Here is a 19162-nt window from a genome sequence, read left to right as displayed (position 1 = left end):
CGATGATGAAGTCTGTGCTCGCTCGGCACATGCTGGCTGCCGTTCTCGCCACCACCACCCTGCCGATGGCGGCGCAAGCCGCCGACCCGGTCCACCTCATCACCCGTGAGGAAGCCGGCCTGCCGGCAGCGCCCAAGGCTCCCGCCAGCACGCGCAACCTGACGCGCGGCCCGGGCATCGACACGCTTCCGACCCCGGACAAGGGCGTCGACGGCAAGCCCTTCCGCCTCAACGTGCGCTTCATGCCGGCGAACGGCGTGCCGGTCGATCCGGCGACCGTGCGCGTCTTCTATCGGCGCGACCCTCCGGTCGACATCACCCAGCGCATCAAGCAGTACATCACGCCCACTGGCATCGACGCGCCCTCCGTCGTCGTGCCGAGCGGCAACCATGTCATCGAGATCGAGGCCACCGACAAGGAGGGCCGTATCGGCCGTCGGCAGATCACGTTGACCGTCGCGCCGCAGCACTGAGACCGGAACGGGCGGCGAGAGCGCCCAGGCTCACGCCGCCCTGTCCGCGAAGCTGAAGAACTTGTGGCCGAGGAACGAGAACACCATCACCACGCCCGTGGTGACCAATTGCATCGGCAGATAGGGCAGCCCCGCCCGCGCCACGAACAAGTGCATCAGGATGCCGGTGAGCACGAAGCCGCCGGCCGCGATCAGGGCGAAGCGCCAGCCGGCCTGGGCATGGCTGCGGGTGGCATCGAAAGTCATCCAGCGGTTCAGCGCATAGGAAACCAGCGCGCCGACGATGAAGCCGGCAAGCGTCGCCGGCACGGGGTCGATCCGGCCGAGCTCGACCAGCCCGATCAGCACGCCGTAATGCGCGACCGCCGTCAGCCCGCCGGCGAAGACATAGGCGGCGAGCTGGCGGAACTGACGCGGATAGCGGCGAAGCGGCATCCGCGCTTCCTAGAGGATGCCGTAAGTTCACGGAAGCCCGTCAGCCGGCGTCGCTGCCAGCGAGATTGGCCGGCATGCCGCCGACGGGCATGTCGAGCCCCTGCTTCAGCGTATCGAGATGGTACTCGCGGATGCGGCCACTGGTCGGGTCGCTGACGAAGGCGCTGCCACCGATCACGGCGAGGCTCGGCGTCGGCGTCTTGGCCCCGTATGCGCAATCGAAGGCCGGGACCGCCTCGAAAGCCGCAAGCTCCTTCCAGGCCGGCGCGATCTCATAGACGCGCAGCTTACCGTCCGGCGTCAGGTTGGCGAGGCGGCTGCCGTTGCCGCTGAGCTCGAACTGGCAGGCGGCCTGCCCGCCCGGCACCGCCAGCACGTCCTCGATCTTCAGCGCCTTCGCCTCCGGGTCGATCCGCAGGAGCGCATCATAGGGCGCCTTCAGGCCGTAATTGCCAACGAGATGGCGCCCGCTGTCGCGCGACTTCAGCGCGCTGACACGGCGTTCGTCGGGATAGCCGAGCTTGCGCCCGCTCCATGCCGTCGCGGCGCCCTTGCCGGATTTGGACAGCACGAGCAATCCGCCACCTTCCCCCTCGGCACAGCCGAAGACATGGCGCCCACCCCGCGCTTCGGCCGATCCGTGGAAGAGCTTGCAGGAGGCGTCCGGCCTTGCGGCATCGTCGAACAGCGCGACGCGCTTCCAGTCCTTGCCCTCCACGAGAACCTCGAAGCCGTTCGGACGCGACGAGGCGCTGCGATCGTCGCCCTTGGCATAGGCCGGGTTCGGGATCGACATCAGCCATTGCCGGTTGCCCAGCGGCACGGCGATGCCGTGCTGCGGCGCCGGGCTCGGCCAGACAGTGACGGAAGGCTTGCCCTTGGCGAGGCTATCGATCGCGACCAGCACGGCCTTCGGCTCGCTCTTGCCTTCCCAGGGCCGCAAGCCGTCGAAGAACAGCGCGAGCTGCCCATGGCCGGAAAGCACATGCGCCGGCCGGTCGCCCTTCACGGCGAAATCGAGCAGCTTCGGCGTCGCCTTGTCGAGATCGACATGGTCGCCATGCGATTCGGCGATCAGCCCGGTATCGAGGATACCAAGCGTGCCGGCTTCGTCCCCGGTCTTGACCACGACATAGCGCCCGCCGGAGACGCCGACAAAGCCGGGATTGGCCTTCGGCACGTCGAAGCTGTGCGTGACCTCGCCGCTGTCGAGATCAAGGATGCGGACGACCGGCTTCTCGTGATCGGCGAAGACGAGGCGGCCGCGCAGCGGGGCATGGTCATGGGCGACAGCCGCGGAAGCGAGCAGGCAGCCGGCGAGGCCGGCGGCAACGAAGCGGGAGGAAGGCACGGGAGAGCTCCAAGGCAATAATGCAATAGTATAACATTACATCTATATCTCGCGAACTCAACCCACTCCCGCGCCGCCGGTGGATAAGGCGGCGCGCCCGGCAAGCGCCCGCGAGGCGCCTGCCGAACAGCAATCAGCCGGATAGCCTCAGGCCCGCACCTCGAACACCATGTTGAACGGCGTCTCGGTCGCCCGGCGGAAATGCTGGAAGCCGGCATCCATCGCGACCTTGCGCAACCGCATCTCGCCCGCCTGCGCGCCCAGGCCCAGCCCGACCTCCTGCGAGAGCGAGGCCGGCGTGCAGATCATCGTCGAGGCCCCGTAAAAGATCCGCCCGACCGGGTTCAGGTTGTCCTTGAGATGATCGTGGGCGAAGGGTTCGACGATCATCCAGCTGCCATCCTCAGCCAGCGACTCCCGCACATGCTTTCCGGCGCCGACCGGGTCACCCATGTCGTGCAGGCAGTCGAACATCGTCACGAGGTCGTATTTGCGCTCCGGGAAATCCTTGGCCGAGGCGCGCTCGAAGACGATGCGGTCGCCGACGCCGGCCCTCTCCGCAGCCTCGCGGGCCCGCTCGATCGACGGCCCGTGATAATCGAAGCCATGGAAGCGCGATTGCGGATAGGCCTGCGCCATCAGGATGGTGGAGGAGCCGTGCCCGCAGCCGACATCGGCGACGGTCGCGCCCTGCATCAGCTTGGCCTGGACGCCATTCAGCGCCGGAATCCAGTCCGCCGTCAGATGCGCGTTGTAGCCCGGCCGAAAGAAGCGCTCGGTCCCCCGGAACAGGCATTTGCTGTGCTCGTGCCAGCCCAGCCCTGAGCCATTGCGGAAGGCCTCCTCGACCTTCGGCGCGTCGACCCACATCGACTGGACGATCTCGAAGGCGCCGGCGAAGAAGGCCGGACTGTCCTCCTCGGCGAAGGCCATGGCCTGCTCGGGCGAGAGGCTGAAGCTGTCGCTGCCCTCGTCATAGTCGACATAGCCGGCCGAGGCCTGGCCCGCGAGCCATTCGCGCAGATAGCGCTCCTTGAGGCCGGTCTTCTCGGCCAACTGCTGGGAGGTGACGGGCTTGCCGTCGGCCATCGCCTTGTAGAGGCCGAGCTGATCGCCCAGCACGATCAGGGCGCCGGTGACGGAGGCACCGACGTCCCCGACGAGACGTCCAACCAGGGCATCGAGTTTCTGAGGGTCGGCAGCACGCATGGCCATGCTCCTCGGGTTCGGGCGTGGCCGGTGCGGTGTCGCGATCCGGCTCGACGCCATCGCGGAAGAGATGACGCTAGACCCGTGCGAGGGCCTGTCAACGTGACGAAGTCTGACCCTGAGCCTGTTCGGCGCCCGCGAGCCATTCCGACCCCAGCCGCGGCAGGTTCGGGTCGCGCCGTGCCGTCTCGATGACGCTGTCGATCAGCCCCGGAAAGCGCTGGTTCAATTCCTCGCGCCGGATGCTGAGGTAGCGCGACGTGCCCTCCACCCGCATGCGGGTGATACCGGCCTCGCGCAGCTTGGCGAAATGGTAGGACAAAAGCGAAGGAGAGGCGAAGGCCGTGAAATGGCTGCAGCGCGCCTTGTCGACCTCGTTGACCTCGGAGAGCGCGACGAGGATGCCGAGCCGGATCGGATCGGCCAGCGCACCGAACACGTCGGCGGGCGCAACATCCTCGATATCGGGGTGAAAAACCGGCTTCATGGCCTCCGAGATAGGCGATGAAGCTGCCTCTGACAATATTCAACATTCATTGAAATTACCCTTGTGGTAATCGCCAGGCAGGTTTAATTCAACGATCATTGAATTTCGAACCCAGCTTTCGAAACAGCGATCATCCGCAAGGATCATTCCCATGGATACGCGCCTTCTCTCGCTCGCCGGCGGCGCCTTCGCCATCGGCACGGGCAGCCTGATCGTCACTGGCATCCTGCCCCATCTCGCCTCCGGCCTCGCCGTCTCCCTCGATACCGCAGGCCTCCTCATCTCGATCTTCGCCCTGGCCTATGCAATCGGCTCGCCGATCCTCTCGACCGTGCTCGGCGATGCCGACCGCAAGCTGGTCCTGGCCGGCGCGATCACCGTCTTCGGCCTCGCCAATCTCGGCGCCGCCTTCGCCACCGACTTCTGGGTGGTGATGGCCGCCCGCATCGTCATGGCGCTCTCGGCCGGCGTCTTCATGCCAGCGGCCAATGCGGTTGCCGTCGCGATCTCCGCCCCCGAGCGGCGCGGCCGCGCCATCGCGCTCGTCACCGGCGGCATGACCGTCTCGCTGATCCTGGGCATCCCGGTCGGCACCGCCGTGGTCGGCTTCGGCGGCTGGCACCTTGCCTTCCTGATCGTGGCGGGCCTGAGCACGCTCTCGCTGGCGGGCCTTCTGGCCAAGCTGCCCAAGGGCCTGCCGCACGGCACAAACACCTTGCGGGAGCGGCTCCAGGTCGCGGCGCGCAGCGACGTGCTGCTGGCGCTGGCCACCACCATGCTGTGGACCACCGGCGCCTTCGTTCTCTACACCTATATCGCGCCCTTCCTGACCAACCATGCCGGCATCACCGGCCCCTGGCTCGCGGCGACGCTGGTCGTCTCCGGTCTCGGCTCGGCCATCGGCAACCAGCTCGGCGGCATCGCCAGCGACCGCTTCGGCCCCGAACGCTCTCTGAGCGTCGTGCTGTCGATCCTGGCGGCAGCACTCTTCACGGCATCGCTGATCGCGATCAGTCTGCCTCCGGCTCTGGCGATCTGGCCGATTCCCGTCGTGCTCTTCGTCTGGAGCGCGGCGGGCTGGGCCGGCCATCCCTCGCAGATGTCCCGACTGGCAGCGATGGCGCCGGATGCGACCGTGGTCGCGCTCTCGCTCAACGCCTCCGCGCTCTATTTCGGCATCGCGGCCGGCGCGGCGCTGGGCCAGCAGGTGATGCGCCATGCCGGCACCTGGCCGCTTGGCTTCGTCGGCGCCGCCTGCGAGGTTGCGGCGCTCGCCGTGCTCGCATTCACGCTCTACCGCAAGCGCGCCGCCAAGCGCGTGCCGCCCCTGCCGGAGACGGCAGCACCAGCGCGAAGCTGAAACTAAGCGAGGCGGCTCAAGCCGCCTCCGCCCGCCGCCAGGCCGGGAACGGGTCCGGCAGGTCGCGATAGCGCTCCGGGTTGAAGCGCAGCGGCAGGGCATCGCCGACGAGGCAGAGATCGAGCGCGGCGCGAATCGCCGCCTCGTCCAGCTCGGTCCCGATGAAGACCAGCTCCTGCCGGCGGTCGCCCCAAACGGAGTGCCAGTTGCGATTCAGGATCGCCTGCCATTCGGGATGATCCGGCCAGCGCGAGCGCGGCACGGCAGCCCACCAGAAGCCCATCGCCTCCGTGCGGCAGATGCTGCCGGCGAGCGACATCTCGCCGACCCAGTCCGGCCGCGTCGCCAGCCAGAAATGCCCCTTGGCGCGGATCAGCCCCGGCCATGTGCGGGCGAGAAAGGCGCTGAACTTTTCGGGGTGGAACGGGCGCCTTGCCCGATATACGAAGGAGGAAATGCCGTATTCCTCCGTCTCCGGCACATGGTCTTTGAAGCCATAGAGCTCCTTGTGCCAGAGTGGATGTTCCTGCGCCTTCTCGTGGTCGAACAGCCCGGTATCGAGCACGGCATCGAGCGGCACCTTGCCGAAATCCGCCTCGATCTGCCGCGCATCCGGGTTGAGCGCGCGCACGATCCTGCTGACGGCCTCGCGCTGCTCGGGCGAAGCGTCCGAAATCTTGTTCAGCACCACCACATCGGCGAACTCGATCTGCTCCACCAGGAGATCGACCAGCGTGCGCTCGTCGCCCTCCCCCGCCGTTTCGCCGCGCTCACGCAGGAAATCGCGCGAGCCGTAGTCACGCAGCAGGCTCGCGGCGTCGACCACCGTCACCATCGTGTCGAGCCGGGCGATATCCGACAGCGAAAGTCCGGCCTCGTCGCGGAATTCGAAGGTCGCGGCGATCGGCAGCGGCTCCGCGATGCCCGTCCCTTCGATCAGCAGGTAGTCGAATCGCCCTTCCTCGGCGAGGCGGCGCACCTCGGCCAGCAGGTCGTCGCGCAAGGTGCAGCAGATGCAGCCATTGCTCATCTCGACCAGCTTCTCGTCGGTGCGCGAGAGCTTGCCGCCACCCTCCCGCACCAGATCGGCATCGATGTTCACCTCGCTCATGTCGTTGACGATGACCGCGACCTTGCGGCCCTCGCGGTTGTTCAGGATGTGGTTGAGCAGGGTCGTTTTGCCGGCTCCGAGGAAGCCGGACAGGACAGTGACGGGCAGGCGACGCATGAAAAGACCTCGACATGAAATGTTATAATATAACATTTCATGGAAGCCCCGTACCTGGCAAGTGTCCTGACGAAGCCGTGCACATCTGGCCGTGCCGCTCCTTTTAGCTTTCCCCCGCGGCCTTCGCCGTCTATAGCGAGCGCCTAGCATTCATTCAGACGCTCGCCTCGCCTCCGCTCGCCCGATCGGACCGGCCTTGCGCGCGCCTGCCCAAGACCGGTCGAGATCATGCCCAAGCGCACAGACATCAAGTCCATCCTGATCATCGGTGCCGGCCCCATCATCATCGGACAGGCCTGCGAGTTCGACTATTCCGGCACCCAGGCCTGCAAGACGCTGAAGGCCGAAGGCTACCGCATCATCCTGGTCAACTCGAACCCGGCGACGATCATGACCGATCCGGACCTGGCCGACGCGACCTATGTCGAGCCGATCACGCCCGAGATCGTCGCCAAGATCATCGAGAAGGAGCGCCCGGACGCGCTGCTGCCGACCATGGGCGGCCAGACCGCGCTGAACTGCGCGCTCTCGCTCAACAAGAAGTCGATCGTCCAGCCCGATGGCAGCAAGATCAGCGTGCTCGAGAAATTCGGCGTCGAGATGATCGGCGCCACCGCCGAGGCCATCGACAAGGCCGAGGACCGCGAGCTCTTCCGCGAGGCGATGACCAAGATCGGCCTGGACACCCCGCGCTCGCACCACATCAAGACGCTCGGCCAGGCGCTCGACGCGCTGGAGGATATCGGCCTGCCCGCCATCATCCGCCCGTCCTTCACCATGGGCGGCACCGGCGGCGGCATCGCCTACAACAAGGGCGAGTTCATCGACATCGTCGAGCGCGGCATCGACGCCTCCCCGACCAGCGAGGTCCTCATCGAGGAAAGCGTGCTCGGCTGGAAGGAATACGAGATGGAGGTCGTCCGCGATAAGAAGGACAACTGCATCATCGTCTGCTCGATCGAGAATTTCGATCCGATGGGCGTCCATACCGGTGATTCGATCACCGTCGCCCCGGCGCTGACGCTGACCGACAAGGAATACCAGATCATGCGCGACGCCTCGTTGGCGGTGCTGCGCGAGATCGGCGTCGAGACCGGCGGCTCGAACGTGCAGTTCGCGATCGATCCGGCCACCGGCCGCATGATCGTCATCGAGATGAACCCGCGCGTCTCGCGCTCCTCGGCGCTGGCATCGAAGGCGACCGGCTTCCCGATCGCCAAGGTCGCGGCGCGTCTCGCGGTCGGCTACACGCTCGACGAGATCGAGAACGACATCACTGGTGGCGCGACGCCGGCCTCCTTCGAGCCGACGATCGACTATGTCGTCACCAAGATCCCGCGCTTCGCCTTCGAGAAGTTCCCGGGCTCCGAGCCGACGCTGACCACCGCGATGAAGTCGGTCGGCGAGGCCATGGCGATCGGCCGTACCTTCCAGGAATCGCTGCAGAAGGCGCTGCGCTCCCTTGAGACTGGGCTCGACGGCCTCGACGAGATCGAGATCGAGGGCTTCGGCCAGGGCGACGACCGCAATGCCATCAAGGCCGCGATCTCAACGCCGACGCCGGACCGCATCCTCCATGTCGCCCAGGCCATGCGCGCGGGCTTCACGGACGAGGAGATCCACGAGAGCTGCAAGATCGACCCCTGGTTCCTCGCCCAGATGCGTGAGCTGGTCGAGACCGAGCAGAAGATCCGCGCGATCGGCCTGCCGACCACGCCCGGCGCCTTCCGCCAGATCAAGGCGATGGGCTTCTCCGACAAGCGTCTCGCCGCCGTCTCCGGCAAGACCGAGGCCGAGGTCAGGAAGGCGCGCCGCGCGCTGGAGGTCCGCCCGGTCTACAAGCGCATCGACACCTGCGCGGCCGAGTTCGCCTCGCCGACGGCCTACATGTATTCGAGTTACGCCATGCCCTTCGCCGGCAAGGCCGCGGACGAGGCCAACCCCTCGGATCGCAAGAAGGTCGTCATCCTCGGCGGCGGCCCGAACCGCATCGGCCAGGGCATCGAGTTCGACTATTGCTGCTGCCATGCCTGCTATGCGCTGCGCGATGCCGGCTACGAGACCATCATGGTCAACTGCAACCCGGAAACGGTCTCGACCGACTACGACACCTCCGACCGGCTTTATTTCGAGCCACTGACGGCGGAAGATGTGCTCGAGATCCTCGAGACCGAGAAGCAGAACGGCACGCTGATGGGCGTCATCGTCCAGTTCGGCGGCCAGACCCCGCTGAAGCTGGCGAACGCGCTGGAAGAGGCCGGCATCCCGATCCTCGGCACCTCGCCCGACATGATCGACCTTGCCGAGGACCGCGACCGCTTCAAGCGCCTGCTCGACAAGCTGCACCTGAAGCAGCCGAAGAACGGCATCGCCTATTCGGTGGAGCAGGCCCGCATCATCGCCGGCGAGCTCGGCCTGCCCTTCGTCGTGCGCCCGTCCTATGTGCTCGGCGGCCGCGCCATGGCGATCATCCGCGACGAGATCCAGTTCGAGGACTACCTGCTCGGCACCTTGCCCTCGCTGATCCCCTCCGAGGTCAAGGCCAAGTACCCGAACGACAAGACCGGCCAGATCAACACGGTGCTCGGCAAGAACCCGCTGCTGTTCGACCGTTACCTGTCGGACGCCATCGAGGTCGATGTCGACTGCCTCTGCGACGGCAAGGACGTCTTCGTCGCCGGCATCATGGAGCATATCGAGGAAGCCGGCATCCATTCCGGCGATTCGGCCTGCTCCCTGCCGCCGCGCTCGCTCTCGGCCGAGACCATCGCCGAGCTGGAGCGCCAGACCAAGGCGATGGCGCTGGCGCTCGATGTCGGCGGCCTTATGAACGTCCAGTACGCCATCAAGGACGGCGAGATCTACGTGCTCGAGGTCAATCCGCGCGCCTCGCGCACGGTGCCCTTCGTCGCCAAGGTGATCGGCCAGCCCATCGCCAAGATCGCCGCCCGCGTCATGGCCGGCGAGGCACTGGCCGGGTTCGGCCTGAAGCCTGCCAAGCTCGACCATGTCGGCGTCAAGGAAGCGGTCTTCCCCTTCGCGCGCTTCCCCGGTGTCGATGTCCTGCTCGGGCCGGAAATGCGCTCGACCGGCGAGGTCATCGGCCTCGACCGTTCCTTCGACACAGCCTTCGCCAAGAGCCAGCTCGGCGCCGGCTCGAAGGTTCCGGTCAAGGGCACGGTCTTCGTCTCGGTGCGCGATGAGGACAAGCCGCGCATCGTTCCGGCGGTCCGCATACTCGCCGATCTCGGCTTCCGCATCCTCGCGACCGGTGGCACGCTGCGCCACCTGCAGGAGCAGGGCATCTCGGCCTCCAAGATCAACAAGGTCCTGGAAGGCCGCCCGCATGTCGTCGACGCATTGAAGAACAGCGAGATCCAGCTGGTCTTCAACACCACCGAGGGGCCGCAGGCCCTGGCAGACTCCCGTGCACTCCGGCGCACGGCCCTCTTGCACAAGGTTCCCTATTATACCACCTTGGCGGGAGCGATCGCTGCGGCGGAGGGCATAAAGGCCTATTGCAGCGGCGATCTCGAAGTACGATCCTTGCAGTCGTATTTCGAACGCGCGGCCTGACCGGCCGCACGGCGAATTCTAGGGATTGAGCGGAAGCGCGGGAACCGGCGGTCGATATGCCGCCGGTGAGCCGCGCTTTCGGAGCTTATGGGACGGAAGGTATGGAAAAGGTTCCGATGACCGCGGGCGGCTTCGCCGCCCTGGAGGCCGAGCTGAAGGACCGCCAGCAGGTCCAACGCCAGCGCATCATCACCGCGATCGCCGAGGCGCGCGCGCTGGGTGACCTGTCCGAGAACGCGGAATACCACGCGGCCAAGGAAGCGCAGTCGCTCAACGAGGGCCGGATCATGGAACTCGAATCGCTGATCGGCCGCGCCGACATCATCGACATCGCCAAGCTTGCCGGCGGCGACACGATCAAGTTCGGCGCCACCGTCAAGCTGATCGACGACGATACCGAGGAAGAGAAGAGCTACCAGATCGTCGGCGAGCCGGAATCGGACGTGAAGTCCGGCAAGGTCTCGATCGGCTCACCGATCGCGCGCGCGCTGATCGGCAAGAAGGTCGGCGATTCCGTGCAGGTCAACACGCCCGGCGGCGGCAAGTCCTACGAGGTCGTCAGCGTCGTCTTCCGCTGAGACGGCCATGCGCACACCCGTCATGCTCGCCCTTGTGGCGAGCATCCACGGTTTGAACACCACTCTGCTTTGATGAAGACGTGGATGGTCGGGACAAGCCCGACCATGACGGCTGGTCACCGCCTTCCTACCCAGCCAGCACGACCCGCATCGCCTTGATGATGCCGTCCACGGCAACACTGGCGAGGATGAGCCCCATCACCCGGCTGATGACGCTGGCGCCGGCATTGCCGATCACCGCGATGATCCGCGAGGCGCTGAACAGCAGCACCAGCAGGATAGCGAAGATGATCGCGATCTGCAGTACCGTCTCGGCCTGCTCGGCGAGGCTGAACTTCGAATTGTCGGTCACCGTCATCACCGTCAGCATCGCGCCGGGACTGGCGATGCTCGGAATCGCCAGCGGATAGACCGCTTTTTCGAGATCGGAGGAGCGCAGCAGCTTCTGGTCTTCCTCCAGCTTCGATTCGCCGAAGATCATCGTCAGCGCGAACAGGAACAGCACGATATTGCCGGCGATCTGGAACGAGCTCAGCTCGATATCCATCGCCGTCAGCAGGACCTGGCCGAGCAGGACGAAGAACAGCAGCACGAGGAAGGCGACGAGCGAGCCATGCAGCGCGATGCGCCGCGCCGCTGCGGCGCTCAGGCCGGCCGTCACCGCCAGGAAGACCGGCAAGGTCCCGATCGGGTCGATCACGACCCAGAGCTTCACGAATTCGGTCAGCCAGCGATCCACGGCAGTGCCCCCTCGGCCGCGCCTGACGCAGGCGCAGCTCCCCGCTTCGATAGACCGGGTTTCGACACCGCTTGGCAACCATCTCCCGCGCATGCTCGGCCCAGCCGCCAGCCATGGACTATCGCGGGTCCGCACCTACATTGAACCGACAAGGCTTTCGGAGATCCGACCATGATCACCCGTCGACATGTCCTGGCATCGGCGCTCGGCGCCCCCGCATTGGCCACCTCCCCCGCTTTCGCGCAAGCGCCGGCGGTGGGCGCGATCCGGGTCGAGGCACTGCCCTCGGTCGTGGAAGCCTGGGGGCCGCATTTGCCCATGGTGAAGGCCGAGCTTGAACGGACCCTCGCCGAAATCCTCGGCCCCGCCTACCAGCCGCGGACCGGAACCCGGCTTGTCGTGACGATCGGCAGCATCTGGCTCGCCAGCTATGCCGGCGGCAGCAAATGGTCCGACGGCGGCAGCAGCAACGACACACTGGAAAGCACCGCGACGCTCTACGACCGCAAGGGCCGGCAACTGGCCAGCTATCCGATACGCTCGACGGAGACCTCCGGTGGTGCCGGCGCCTGGTATCTGCCCGATGTCGACCAGCGCCGCCTGAAGGCGCTCGCCCGCAACAACGCCTGGTGGATCAAGCGCTATATCGCCAGCTGAAAGCCGCGCTCAGCCGAAGGGAACGATCGGCTCGTCCTTGACCCGGTCGAGGGCGAGCGCGGTCCGGACATTGCGGACATTCGGCATGGCCGTGAGCTCGGCGACGAAATCCTGGAACGCTTTCAGGTCCGGCGTGACGCATTTCAGGGAGAAGTCGATATCGCCCGAGAGTGTCCAGCACTCGCGCACGGTCGGCCAGTTCCGCATACGCTCCTGGAAGGCGACGAGATCGGCCTCGGCCTGGCTCGCCAGATGCACGAAGGCGAAGCAGACGACCTCGAAACCCAGCTTCCGCTCATCAAGATCGGCATGGTAGCCGCGGATCAGCCCGGCCTCCTCCAGCGCGCGCACGCGCCGCAGACAAGGCGGCGGCGAGATGCCGACGCGGCTGGCGAGCTCGACATTGGTCATGCGCCCATCGGCCTGGAGCTCGCGCAGGATGCGCAGGTCGATATCGTCGAGTTTGGGGCGCAACGAGTATCCTCGCGTGAAGGTCGCGCTGGTGTAGACGGCGCGGCCAAGCGATACAAGGCGCATGCCACGAGCCCAGACCACCATGCACGACAATCCGGAGCCGAAAACCTGGGTTCTGACCGACGGCAAGGCCGGCGACGAGCTGCAATGCCTCGGCGTCGCCGAGCGGCTCGGCGTCGTCCCGGAGATTCGCCGGGTGAAGCCGCGCAAACCCTGGACCTGGCTGATGCCGCGCGGGCCGATCGACCCGCGCGAGGCGCCGGACCGGCCGGACAGCCCGTTGAAGCCGCCCTTCCCCGATATCGCCATCGCCTCGGGCCGGCGCGCGGTCGCCTATCTGCGGGCGCTGAAGCAGGCCTCGAACGGCGCGACCTATACCGTCTTCCTCAAGGACCCGCGCACCGGCCCCGGCACAGCCGACCTGATCTGGGTCTCCGGCCATGACCGGCTGCGCGGCGACAATGTCCTGGTCACCACCACCTCGCCGCATCGGCTGACACCCGAGAAGCTGGCAGCCGCCCGCGCCGCGCCACCACCGTCCATCGCAAGCTTGAATACGCCGCGTGTTGCCGTGCTGGTCGGTGGCGACAGCCGGCATCACCGCTTTACGCCCGCCGATATCGAGCGCCTTGCCGGGCAGCTCGACCAACTCGCCCAATCGGGCGCCAGCCTGATGGGCTCCCCCTCGCGGCGCACCTCGCCCACATTGGGTTCTGCCGTCGCCGCCGTGTTCGCCCGGCATGGCGCCTGGTGGTGGGACGGCACAGGCGAGAATCCCTTCCTCGCCCTGCTCGCCAATGCCGATGCGGTGGTCGTGACCGCCGACTCCACCAACATGATCGGGGAAGCCGCGGCGGCAGGCGTTCCCGTGCTGGTTTTCGAGCCCACGGGCGGCCACCCCAAGATCGCGGCGCTGGTCGCAGCGCTGGAACGTGAGGGCGTTGTGCATCGCTTCTGTGGACGCCTTGAAGGCAAGGCTTACGAACCGATAGACTCAACGCCGATCATAGCCGATGCGATACGGGAAGGCTGGCTGCGCCACCGGGCTGCCTTGGGGTTCACGCGCTCCTGAACCCGGCCGCTCTTGTTTCGGCGCTTCGCCTGCGTATCTGACGGATCGAGGCTGCGGCCCCAAGCCCGCAGGAGAGGAACTGAGACGATGGCCCACACCCACGCCCGCGTCATGATCATCGGCTCCGGCCCGGCCGGCTACACCGCCGCGATCTACGCCGCCCGCGCCATGATGGAACCGGTGCTGATCTCCGGCATGCAGGCCGGCGGCCAGCTGATGATCACCACCGATGTCGAGAACTATCCTGGCTTCGCCGACGTCATCCAGGGCCCCTGGCTGATGGAGCAGATGCGCGCCCAGGCCGAGCACATGGGCACCCGCATGGTCTCCGACCATATCGCCCGCGTGGACCTCTCGCAGCGCCCGTTCCGGCTCTGGGGCGACGGCGGCGAGACCTATTCCTGCGACGCACTGATCATCGCGACCGGCGCCCAGGCCAAATGGCTGGGCCTGCCCTCCGAGCAGAGCTTCCAAGGCTTCGGCGTCTCGGCCTGCGCCACCTGCGACGGCTTTTTCTTCCGCAACAAGGAGGTCGCGGTCGTCGGCGGCGGCAACACCGCCGTTGAGGAGGCGCTCTATCTCGCCAATCTCGCCAGCAAGGTCACTCTGGTCCATCGCCGCGACAGCCTGCGGGCCGAGCGCGTGATGCAGGAGCGCCTGTTCAAGCACCCGAAGATCGAAGTGATCTGGGATAGCGAAATCGCCGAGATCTGCGGCGGCACGACCCCGCCCAGCGTCACGCATCTGCGCCTGAAGAACCTCAAGACCGGCACTGAGAGCGAACTGAAGACCGACGGCGTTTTCATCGCCATCGGCCACAAGCCGGCGACGGAGCTGTTCGTCGGCCAGCTCGCCATGAACGAATCCGGTTATCTCGATGTCGAGGCCGGTACGACCCGGACCAATATCGAGGGCGTCTTCGCCGCCGGCGACGTCACCGACGAGCATTACCGCCAGGCGGTGACGGCAGCCGGCCTTGGCTGCATGGCGGCGCTGGACGCCGAACGCTGGCTCGCCGCCAGCGCTCTGGATCGCCGCGAAGCTGCGGAATGAAGGGTTAGCCGCAACCCATCACTGACTCTGATGGGTTGCGTCACCAGATTCACGACGAATAAGGGTGACTCTCTGCCACACAGGCGTTGACGCACAACGCCTTTATCCCCCATCATGCAAAAAACGCATAGCGGGGGAAGCGCGGTGGATTGGGACCGCATTAGAATCTTTTATACGGTCGCGGAGTCAGGCAGCTTCACCAAAGCTGGCGACGTTCTCGGCTTAAGTCAATCGGCCGTCAGCCGCCAGATCGGCGCGCTTGAGCGTGAATTGCGCGCACCGCTGTTCCACCGCCATACGCGCGGCCTCATTCTCACCGAGCAAGGCGAGTTGCTGTGGCGCGCCGCCCGCGAGATGACGCAGCGGCTGGAACGCACGCGTTCCCAGCTCTCCGAGACGCGCGAGCATCCATCCGGCGAGCTCAAGGTCACGGCGACCCGCGGCCTTGGCGGCCATTGGCTGACGCCGCGCCTCTCCGAGTTCATGGATCTCTACCCCGACATCCGGGTCGAGCTCATCCTCACCGATGAGGAACTCGACCTGTCGATGCGCGAGGCCGATATAGCGATCCGCCTGCGCCAGCCGCAGCAGCCGGACCTGATCCAGCGCAAGCTCTTCACCGTGCACTTCCACGTCTACGCCTCGCCGGCCTATGTGAAGCGCTTCGGCGAGCCCAAGAGCTACGACGATCTCGACAACCACCGCATCCTGTCCTTCGGCGGCACCTCGCCGTCCTACCTGACGGCGGTGCACTGGCTCGGCACCATGGGGCGCGACCAGCGCAACCCGCGGCCGATCCATCTCACGGTCAACAACATCACCGCGATGAAGCGGGCGGTGGACTCGGGCGCCGGCATCGCCGTGCTGCCGGATTACCTGATCGAGACCGGCTCCCCGCTCGTGCAATTGATGCGCGAGACCGAGATGCCGCAGCTCGAGAGCTATCTGGTCTATCCTGAGGAAATGAAGTCGGTCGCCCGCGTCCAGGTCTTCCGCGACTTCCTCATCCAGAAGGCCCAGCGCTGGACTTACTGATTTCGCCTCGTCGGTGAAAGAGAATCGGGCGCCGCGAGGCGCCCTTTTCAATTCTGGCGGTTTTGTGACCAACCAAGCATCTCGCATGCGCCAAAATCGGACTGTTCGCCTGAAAACTGTTCAGCAGCGGACAAAAACCGGATCTACAAAGCCCCTGCAACTTCCCCGCGCAGGCCTCATCCTGCAACGAGCGCATATTTCTCAATCATTTAGGCTCAAATTAGCGCCATATGCCCTTGGTTCATGCAGCATGTGCATGGCGGACCCAAGATATGTTGCATTGCAAAATGGCAGGGCATGGCCGATATTGTACTCACGGTTGTTCGAAACGGGCTCCGCAATCTCCTCCCGGCGTTGAGTTCGTTTCAGCCGTTCCCCTCTGAGATGTTTGGCGGTTTCGCCAGATGTTTCAAACTTTCAAAGCCGGCTCCCCTCGGGGACGCCGGCTCTTTTTTTGCCCGATCGCCAGCTGCCGGCCGCACCGAAACGAAAAAGGCGCCGCCCGGAGGCGACGCCTTGGTGCAAGCACAGAGGCCGCAGATCAGGCGGCGAGTTTGCCCGCGATCTTGGCGAAATTGTCGACGAAGCCCTGCAGGAAGCCGCGCGTGGCCTCGTTGGTGACGTTGCTCTCGGCGTCGATCAGGTCATCCTTGAAGGTGACGAAGACCTGGCTGCCGACGACGACACCGGCGAGATTGGTCAGGATCATGCGCAGCTCGTTCTGCGACACCGCCGTACCGACGGCGCCACCGCTGGTGCCGGTGACGGCCACGGTCTTGCCGGCCCAGGAATTCTTGCCATAGGGGCGCGAGGCCCAGTCGATCGCGTTCTTGAGCACGGCCGGGATCGAGCGGTTATGCTCGGGCGTGACGATCAGGATCGCGTCCGCGGTCTCGATCTCGCGCTTCAGGCGCAGAGTCGATTCCGGGCGGTTCGGCTCCAGGTCCTGGTTGAACATCGGCAGGTCGTCGATCTGGACGAAGGTGGCGTCGAAAGCGCCCTCACCCAGCTTCGCCAGCGCCTGGGCCAGCTTGCGATTGATCGATTCGCGGCGGTTGCTGCCCACGATGACGGCGAGCTTCAGTTTGGCCATGGTAGTCCCCAGTGAGGGTGGAAAGGCCGGCACAGTAGAGGCCGGGCCTTACGCCGCGCAAGCCGCCGCGCTGCAAGGGCGACATTGCGCGAATTCAAGCTGCGCAACCGACAGGCCGACAGCCACCATCGGTTCCGGACAGGGCTTCCAAGCACTGCGCATTCAGGTGAACCGCCGGGCGTGCCCCCTTGTCCCATCAGGGGATTATTCCTATCCGGATGCGCCGAGCGGAAAACAAAAAACGCGCCTGACACAGAGACGTCGAAATCAGCTGGGCCAGCGGCGTCCTTGGTCTGTCGCAACACAAACGAGGGACAAACTTCATGCTTTTCAGGGTTACAGCGCTTTACGCGCTGCCTCTCGCCGTCCTGTTTCTGGTCCTGTGGTTCCGCGTGACGGTGGCTCGCTCGAGCCTGAAAGTCTCCATCGGCGATGCCGGTGACACGGGCCTGCACGAGAAGATCCGGCAGCACGGCAATTTCGTCGAATGGGTGCCGCTGGTGCTGATCCTGATGGTCATCGCCGAGGGCAACAAGGCCGATGCCATCTGGCTGCATGTTTCCGGCGCATTGCTTCTGATCGGGCGGATTGCCCATCCCTTCGGGCTCACCGCCGTCAATGCCGCGCACCCGCTACGGATCGTGGGCAATACCGCCAGCCTGCTCGCCGCGCTGAACGCGATGGCCTGCCTGGTCTTCACATCATTCGGCCTTTGAGGAGAGCTCCGTGCAGTACATGCTTCTGATCTACACATCGCCGGATGCCGAGCCCACCTATGGCACCGCCGAGTTCCGGGCCATGATGCGAGGCTTCTCGGACTTCAACGACCGTGCGAATGCCGATGGCGTCCTGCGGGGCGGTGAAGCGTTGCAAGGGATCGAGACGGCCACGACGCTCCGCCTGCGCGGCGGCAAGGTCGAGACCATGGACGGCCCCTTCGCTGAGACCCGCGAGCATCTCGGCGGCTACTATATCCTCGACGTTCCCGACCTCGACGCTGCCTTGCGCTATGCCGCGCAGCTGCCGGTCGCCGCATGGGGCACGATCGAGGTCAGGCCGCTGATGGCCTATAACCCCGCCAACCTCTGATGGCAGGAGCCGCTCCGCAGGCCATGGCAGTCACCCGCGCGCTGAGCGCGGTGATGCAGCAGGACCGGGGGCGGCTCATGGCGGCACTTGTCGCGCGCCTCGGCGATTTCCAGCGCGCCGAGGATGCACTGCAGGAGGCCGGAATCTCGGCACTCCTGCATTGGGGGCGAAACGGACTGCCGGATTCGCCGCGAGCCTGGCTCCTCAAGGTCGCCGGGCGCAAGGCGCTCGACCAGCTGCGGACGGAAGGGCGCAGCGCCCGGCGCGAAGCGGCGCTGGCGCAGCTTGCCATCCTCGATACGGACGAAGTCGCCGAGGACTTTCCTGATGAAAGGCTGCGGCTGATCTTCACCTGCTGCCATCCGGCGCTGGAAGAAAAATCGCGGATGGCCCTGACATTGCGGACCGTCTGCGGCCTCAGCACCGAAGAGATCGCGCGGCTGTTCCTGGATGCGGCACCGACCATGGGCCAGCGGCTCAGCCGCGCCAAATCCAAGATCGCAGCCGCAGGCATTCCGTTCGCAGTACCCGGCCCCGAAGAATGGGATGACCGCCTGCGGACCGTACTGACCACGATCTACCTGATCTTCACCACCGGCTATACGGCCGGCCCGGACGAGCCTCGGGATCTCTGCGCCGAGGCGATTTTTCTCGGCCGCCTTCTCCTCGCTCTGCGCCCGGGCCAGGCCGAGATCGAGGGCGGGTTGGCGCTGATGCTGCTGACCGACGCGCGCCGTGCCGCCCGGATCGACGCCGATGGCGCAACGGTGCCGCCCGGCGAACAGGATCGAGCCTTGTGGAACAGGCAGCACCTCGACGAAGGGCGGTCGCTTCTCCGCACCGCCCTGCTGCGCAAGCGCTCCGGCCCGTTTCAGATCAAGGCAGCGATCAGCGCCTGCCAGATGGCTGATCCGGAGCCCGATTGGCCGCAGATCCTGCAGCTCTACACGCTGTTGCTGACCATCGAGCCGACGGTCGTCGTGCGGTTGAACCATGCGGTCGCGCTCGTCGAAAATGGCTTGGTCGGCGCCGCTCAGGCCGTGATCGAGGGATTGCGAGCGGAGCTTGACGGCTTTCAACCCTTCCATGCCGCCGCATCCGTCATCCATGCGCGCGCCGGTGCCTGGGACAAGGCGCAGCGCGATGGATTGGTCGCAATCGAGAGAGCAGATCGGGAGGCCGATCGGCTCCTGCTGCGCAAACTGCTGAAAGGCCTGGGACCGACATCTCCCGGCTCTAGGAGCGCCCCCTGA

Annotated in this window: 19 protein-coding genes; 11 read left to right on the top strand and 8 right to left on the bottom strand. The window is 65.9% G+C overall.

Annotation, left to right across the window (positions count from 1 at the left end):
- The first annotated feature begins 2 nt into the window (after nucleotides 1-2).
- Nucleotides 3-473, top strand: a complete 471-nt coding sequence (locus NUV79_RS02170) for a hypothetical protein (protein ID WP_257731427.1) — start codon at nucleotides 3-5, stop codon at nucleotides 471-473.
- A 30-nt stretch (nucleotides 474-503) separates the two neighbouring features.
- Here NUV79_RS02170 and NUV79_RS02165 read toward each other — a convergent pair whose 3' ends face one another.
- The 4 genes from NUV79_RS02165 to NUV79_RS02150 all read right to left on the bottom strand — a co-directional run bounded on the left by NUV79_RS02165 (nucleotide 504) and on the right by NUV79_RS02150 (nucleotide 3955).
- On the bottom strand, nucleotides 504-908 hold the full coding sequence (locus NUV79_RS02165) for a GtrA family protein (protein WP_257731426.1): 405 nt from the start codon (nucleotides 906-908) through the stop codon (nucleotides 504-506).
- A gap of 40 nt (nucleotides 909-948) precedes the next feature.
- Nucleotides 949-2259, bottom strand: a complete 1311-nt coding sequence (locus NUV79_RS02160; protein WP_257731425.1) for a hypothetical protein — start codon at nucleotides 2257-2259, stop codon at nucleotides 949-951.
- A 147-nt stretch (nucleotides 2260-2406) separates the two neighbouring features.
- Complete coding sequence (locus tag NUV79_RS02155) at nucleotides 2407-3468, bottom strand: class I SAM-dependent methyltransferase (protein WP_257731424.1); 1062 nt, start codon at nucleotides 3466-3468, stop codon at nucleotides 2407-2409.
- Nucleotides 3469-3565: 97 nt separating this feature from the next.
- Nucleotides 3566-3955 (bottom strand): ArsR/SmtB family transcription factor, encoded by a 390-nt coding sequence (locus NUV79_RS02150; protein WP_257731423.1) that lies wholly within the window; start codon nucleotides 3953-3955, stop codon nucleotides 3566-3568.
- 151 nt (nucleotides 3956-4106) lie between these two features.
- Here NUV79_RS02150 and NUV79_RS02145 point away from each other — a divergent pair, with 151 nt between their 5' ends.
- Nucleotides 4107-5315: an MFS transporter gene (locus NUV79_RS02145; RefSeq protein ID WP_257731422.1), complete on the top strand. Its 1209-nt coding sequence runs from the start codon at nucleotides 4107-4109 to the stop codon at nucleotides 5313-5315.
- Nucleotides 5316-5331: 16 nt separating this feature from the next.
- On the opposite strand, the gene zigA is transcribed toward NUV79_RS02145, so the two are convergent.
- A complete protein-coding gene (gene zigA, locus NUV79_RS02140) occupies nucleotides 5332-6543 on the bottom strand; it encodes a zinc metallochaperone GTPase ZigA (RefSeq protein ID WP_257731421.1) in 1212 nt (403 codons plus the stop codon).
- Nucleotides 6544-6771: 228 nt separating this feature from the next.
- Between zigA and carB the strand changes: the two genes are divergently transcribed.
- A complete protein-coding gene (gene carB / locus NUV79_RS02135; RefSeq protein WP_257731420.1) occupies nucleotides 6772-10119 on the top strand; it encodes a carbamoyl-phosphate synthase large subunit in 3348 nt (1115 codons plus the stop codon).
- A 101-nt stretch (nucleotides 10120-10220) separates the two neighbouring features.
- On the top strand, nucleotides 10221-10697 hold the full coding sequence (gene greA, locus NUV79_RS02130) for a transcription elongation factor GreA (RefSeq protein WP_047579718.1): 477 nt from the start codon (nucleotides 10221-10223) through the stop codon (nucleotides 10695-10697).
- Between the two features lie 127 nt (nucleotides 10698-10824).
- Here greA and NUV79_RS02125 read toward each other — a convergent pair whose 3' ends face one another.
- Complete coding sequence (locus NUV79_RS02125; RefSeq protein ID WP_257731419.1) at nucleotides 10825-11436, bottom strand: MarC family protein; 612 nt, start codon at nucleotides 11434-11436, stop codon at nucleotides 10825-10827.
- Between the two features lie 171 nt (nucleotides 11437-11607).
- Between NUV79_RS02125 and NUV79_RS02120 the strand changes: the two genes are divergently transcribed.
- Nucleotides 11608-12093, top strand: coding sequence for a hypothetical protein (locus tag NUV79_RS02120; protein ID WP_257731418.1), 486 nt, complete (start codon nucleotides 11608-11610; stop codon nucleotides 12091-12093).
- 9 nt (nucleotides 12094-12102) lie between these two features.
- Here the strand turns inward: NUV79_RS02120 and NUV79_RS02115 are convergent, their stop codons facing one another.
- Entirely contained in the window at nucleotides 12103-12567 is a 465-nt protein-coding gene (locus tag NUV79_RS02115; RefSeq protein ID WP_257731538.1) for an Lrp/AsnC family transcriptional regulator, read from the bottom strand.
- Nucleotides 12568-12628: 61 nt separating this feature from the next.
- Here NUV79_RS02115 and NUV79_RS02110 point away from each other — a divergent pair, with 61 nt between their 5' ends.
- The 3 genes from NUV79_RS02110 (at nucleotide 12629) to NUV79_RS02100 (ending at nucleotide 15727) form a co-directional block, all read left to right on the top strand.
- The gene (locus tag NUV79_RS02110; protein WP_257731417.1) at nucleotides 12629-13639 is read left to right on the top strand and encodes a mitochondrial fission ELM1 family protein; all 1011 of its coding nucleotides are present in this window, start codon (nucleotides 12629-12631) and stop codon (nucleotides 13637-13639) included.
- Nucleotides 13640-13726: 87 nt separating this feature from the next.
- Nucleotides 13727-14692 (top strand): thioredoxin-disulfide reductase, encoded by a 966-nt coding sequence (gene trxB / locus NUV79_RS02105; protein ID WP_257731416.1) that lies wholly within the window; start codon nucleotides 13727-13729, stop codon nucleotides 14690-14692.
- A gap of 144 nt (nucleotides 14693-14836) precedes the next feature.
- Complete coding sequence (locus NUV79_RS02100) at nucleotides 14837-15727, top strand: LysR family transcriptional regulator (RefSeq protein WP_079591033.1); 891 nt, start codon at nucleotides 14837-14839, stop codon at nucleotides 15725-15727.
- Nucleotides 15728-16268: 541 nt separating this feature from the next.
- On the opposite strand, the gene NUV79_RS02095 is transcribed toward NUV79_RS02100, so the two are convergent.
- On the bottom strand, nucleotides 16269-16820 hold the full coding sequence (locus NUV79_RS02095) for an NADPH-dependent FMN reductase (RefSeq protein WP_257731415.1): 552 nt from the start codon (nucleotides 16818-16820) through the stop codon (nucleotides 16269-16271).
- 323 nt (nucleotides 16821-17143) lie between these two features.
- Here NUV79_RS02095 and NUV79_RS02090 point away from each other — a divergent pair, with 323 nt between their 5' ends.
- Genes NUV79_RS02090 through NUV79_RS02080 form a run of 3 tightly spaced genes read left to right on the top strand, consistent with a single transcriptional unit; the run spans nucleotide 17144 to nucleotide 19162 of the window.
- Nucleotides 17144-17536: an MAPEG family protein gene (locus tag NUV79_RS02090; RefSeq protein WP_257731414.1), complete on the top strand. Its 393-nt coding sequence runs from the start codon at nucleotides 17144-17146 to the stop codon at nucleotides 17534-17536.
- A 19-nt stretch (nucleotides 17537-17555) separates the two neighbouring features.
- Nucleotides 17556-17909, top strand: coding sequence for a YciI family protein (locus tag NUV79_RS02085; RefSeq protein WP_257731537.1), 354 nt, complete (start codon nucleotides 17556-17558; stop codon nucleotides 17907-17909).
- Between the two features lie 53 nt (nucleotides 17910-17962).
- The gene (locus NUV79_RS02080) at nucleotides 17963-19162 is read left to right on the top strand and encodes an RNA polymerase sigma factor (RefSeq protein ID WP_257731536.1); all 1200 of its coding nucleotides are present in this window, start codon (nucleotides 17963-17965) and stop codon (nucleotides 19160-19162) included.

This window comes from Allobosea sp. 47.2.35 (genome assembly GCF_024655635.1).
Classification (GTDB): domain Bacteria; phylum Pseudomonadota; class Alphaproteobacteria; order Rhizobiales; family Beijerinckiaceae; genus Allobosea.
Note: the sequence above shows the minus strand (reverse complement) of the source record. Positions and strands in the feature narration are given on the sequence as shown.

Bases quoted from the DNA above. Each gene is read 5' to 3' on its own strand.
- NUV79_RS02170 (WP_257731427.1), top strand. From the start codon at position 3: ATGATGAAGTCTGTGCTCGCTCGGCACATGCTGGCTGCCGTTCTCGCC.
- NUV79_RS02165 (WP_257731426.1), bottom strand. From the start codon at position 908: ATGCCGCTTCGCCGCTATCCGCGTCAGTTCCGCCAGCTCGCCGCCTAT.
- NUV79_RS02155 (WP_257731424.1), bottom strand. From the start codon at position 3,468: ATGCGTGCTGCCGACCCTCAGAAACTCGATGCCCTGGTTGGACGTCTC.
- NUV79_RS02150 (WP_257731423.1), bottom strand. From the start codon at position 3,955: ATGAAGCCGGTTTTTCACCCCGATATCGAGGATGTTGCGCCCGCCGAC.
- NUV79_RS02145 (WP_257731422.1), top strand. From the start codon at position 4,107: ATGGATACGCGCCTTCTCTCGCTCGCCGGCGGCGCCTTCGCCATCGGC.
- zigA (WP_257731421.1), bottom strand. From the start codon at position 6,543: ATGCGTCGCCTGCCCGTCACTGTCCTGTCCGGCTTCCTCGGAGCCGGC.
- carB (WP_257731420.1), top strand. From the start codon at position 6,772: ATGCCCAAGCGCACAGACATCAAGTCCATCCTGATCATCGGTGCCGGC.
- greA (WP_047579718.1), top strand. From the start codon at position 10,221: ATGGAAAAGGTTCCGATGACCGCGGGCGGCTTCGCCGCCCTGGAGGCC.
- NUV79_RS02120 (WP_257731418.1), top strand. From the start codon at position 11,608: ATGATCACCCGTCGACATGTCCTGGCATCGGCGCTCGGCGCCCCCGCA.
- NUV79_RS02110 (WP_257731417.1), top strand. From the start codon at position 12,629: ATGCCACGAGCCCAGACCACCATGCACGACAATCCGGAGCCGAAAACC.
- trxB (WP_257731416.1), top strand. From the start codon at position 13,727: ATGGCCCACACCCACGCCCGCGTCATGATCATCGGCTCCGGCCCGGCC.
- NUV79_RS02095 (WP_257731415.1), bottom strand. From the start codon at position 16,820: ATGGCCAAACTGAAGCTCGCCGTCATCGTGGGCAGCAACCGCCGCGAA.
- NUV79_RS02090 (WP_257731414.1), top strand. From the start codon at position 17,144: ATGCTTTTCAGGGTTACAGCGCTTTACGCGCTGCCTCTCGCCGTCCTG.
- NUV79_RS02085 (WP_257731537.1), top strand. From the start codon at position 17,556: ATGCTTCTGATCTACACATCGCCGGATGCCGAGCCCACCTATGGCACC.
- NUV79_RS02080 (WP_257731536.1), top strand. From the start codon at position 17,963: ATGCAGCAGGACCGGGGGCGGCTCATGGCGGCACTTGTCGCGCGCCTC.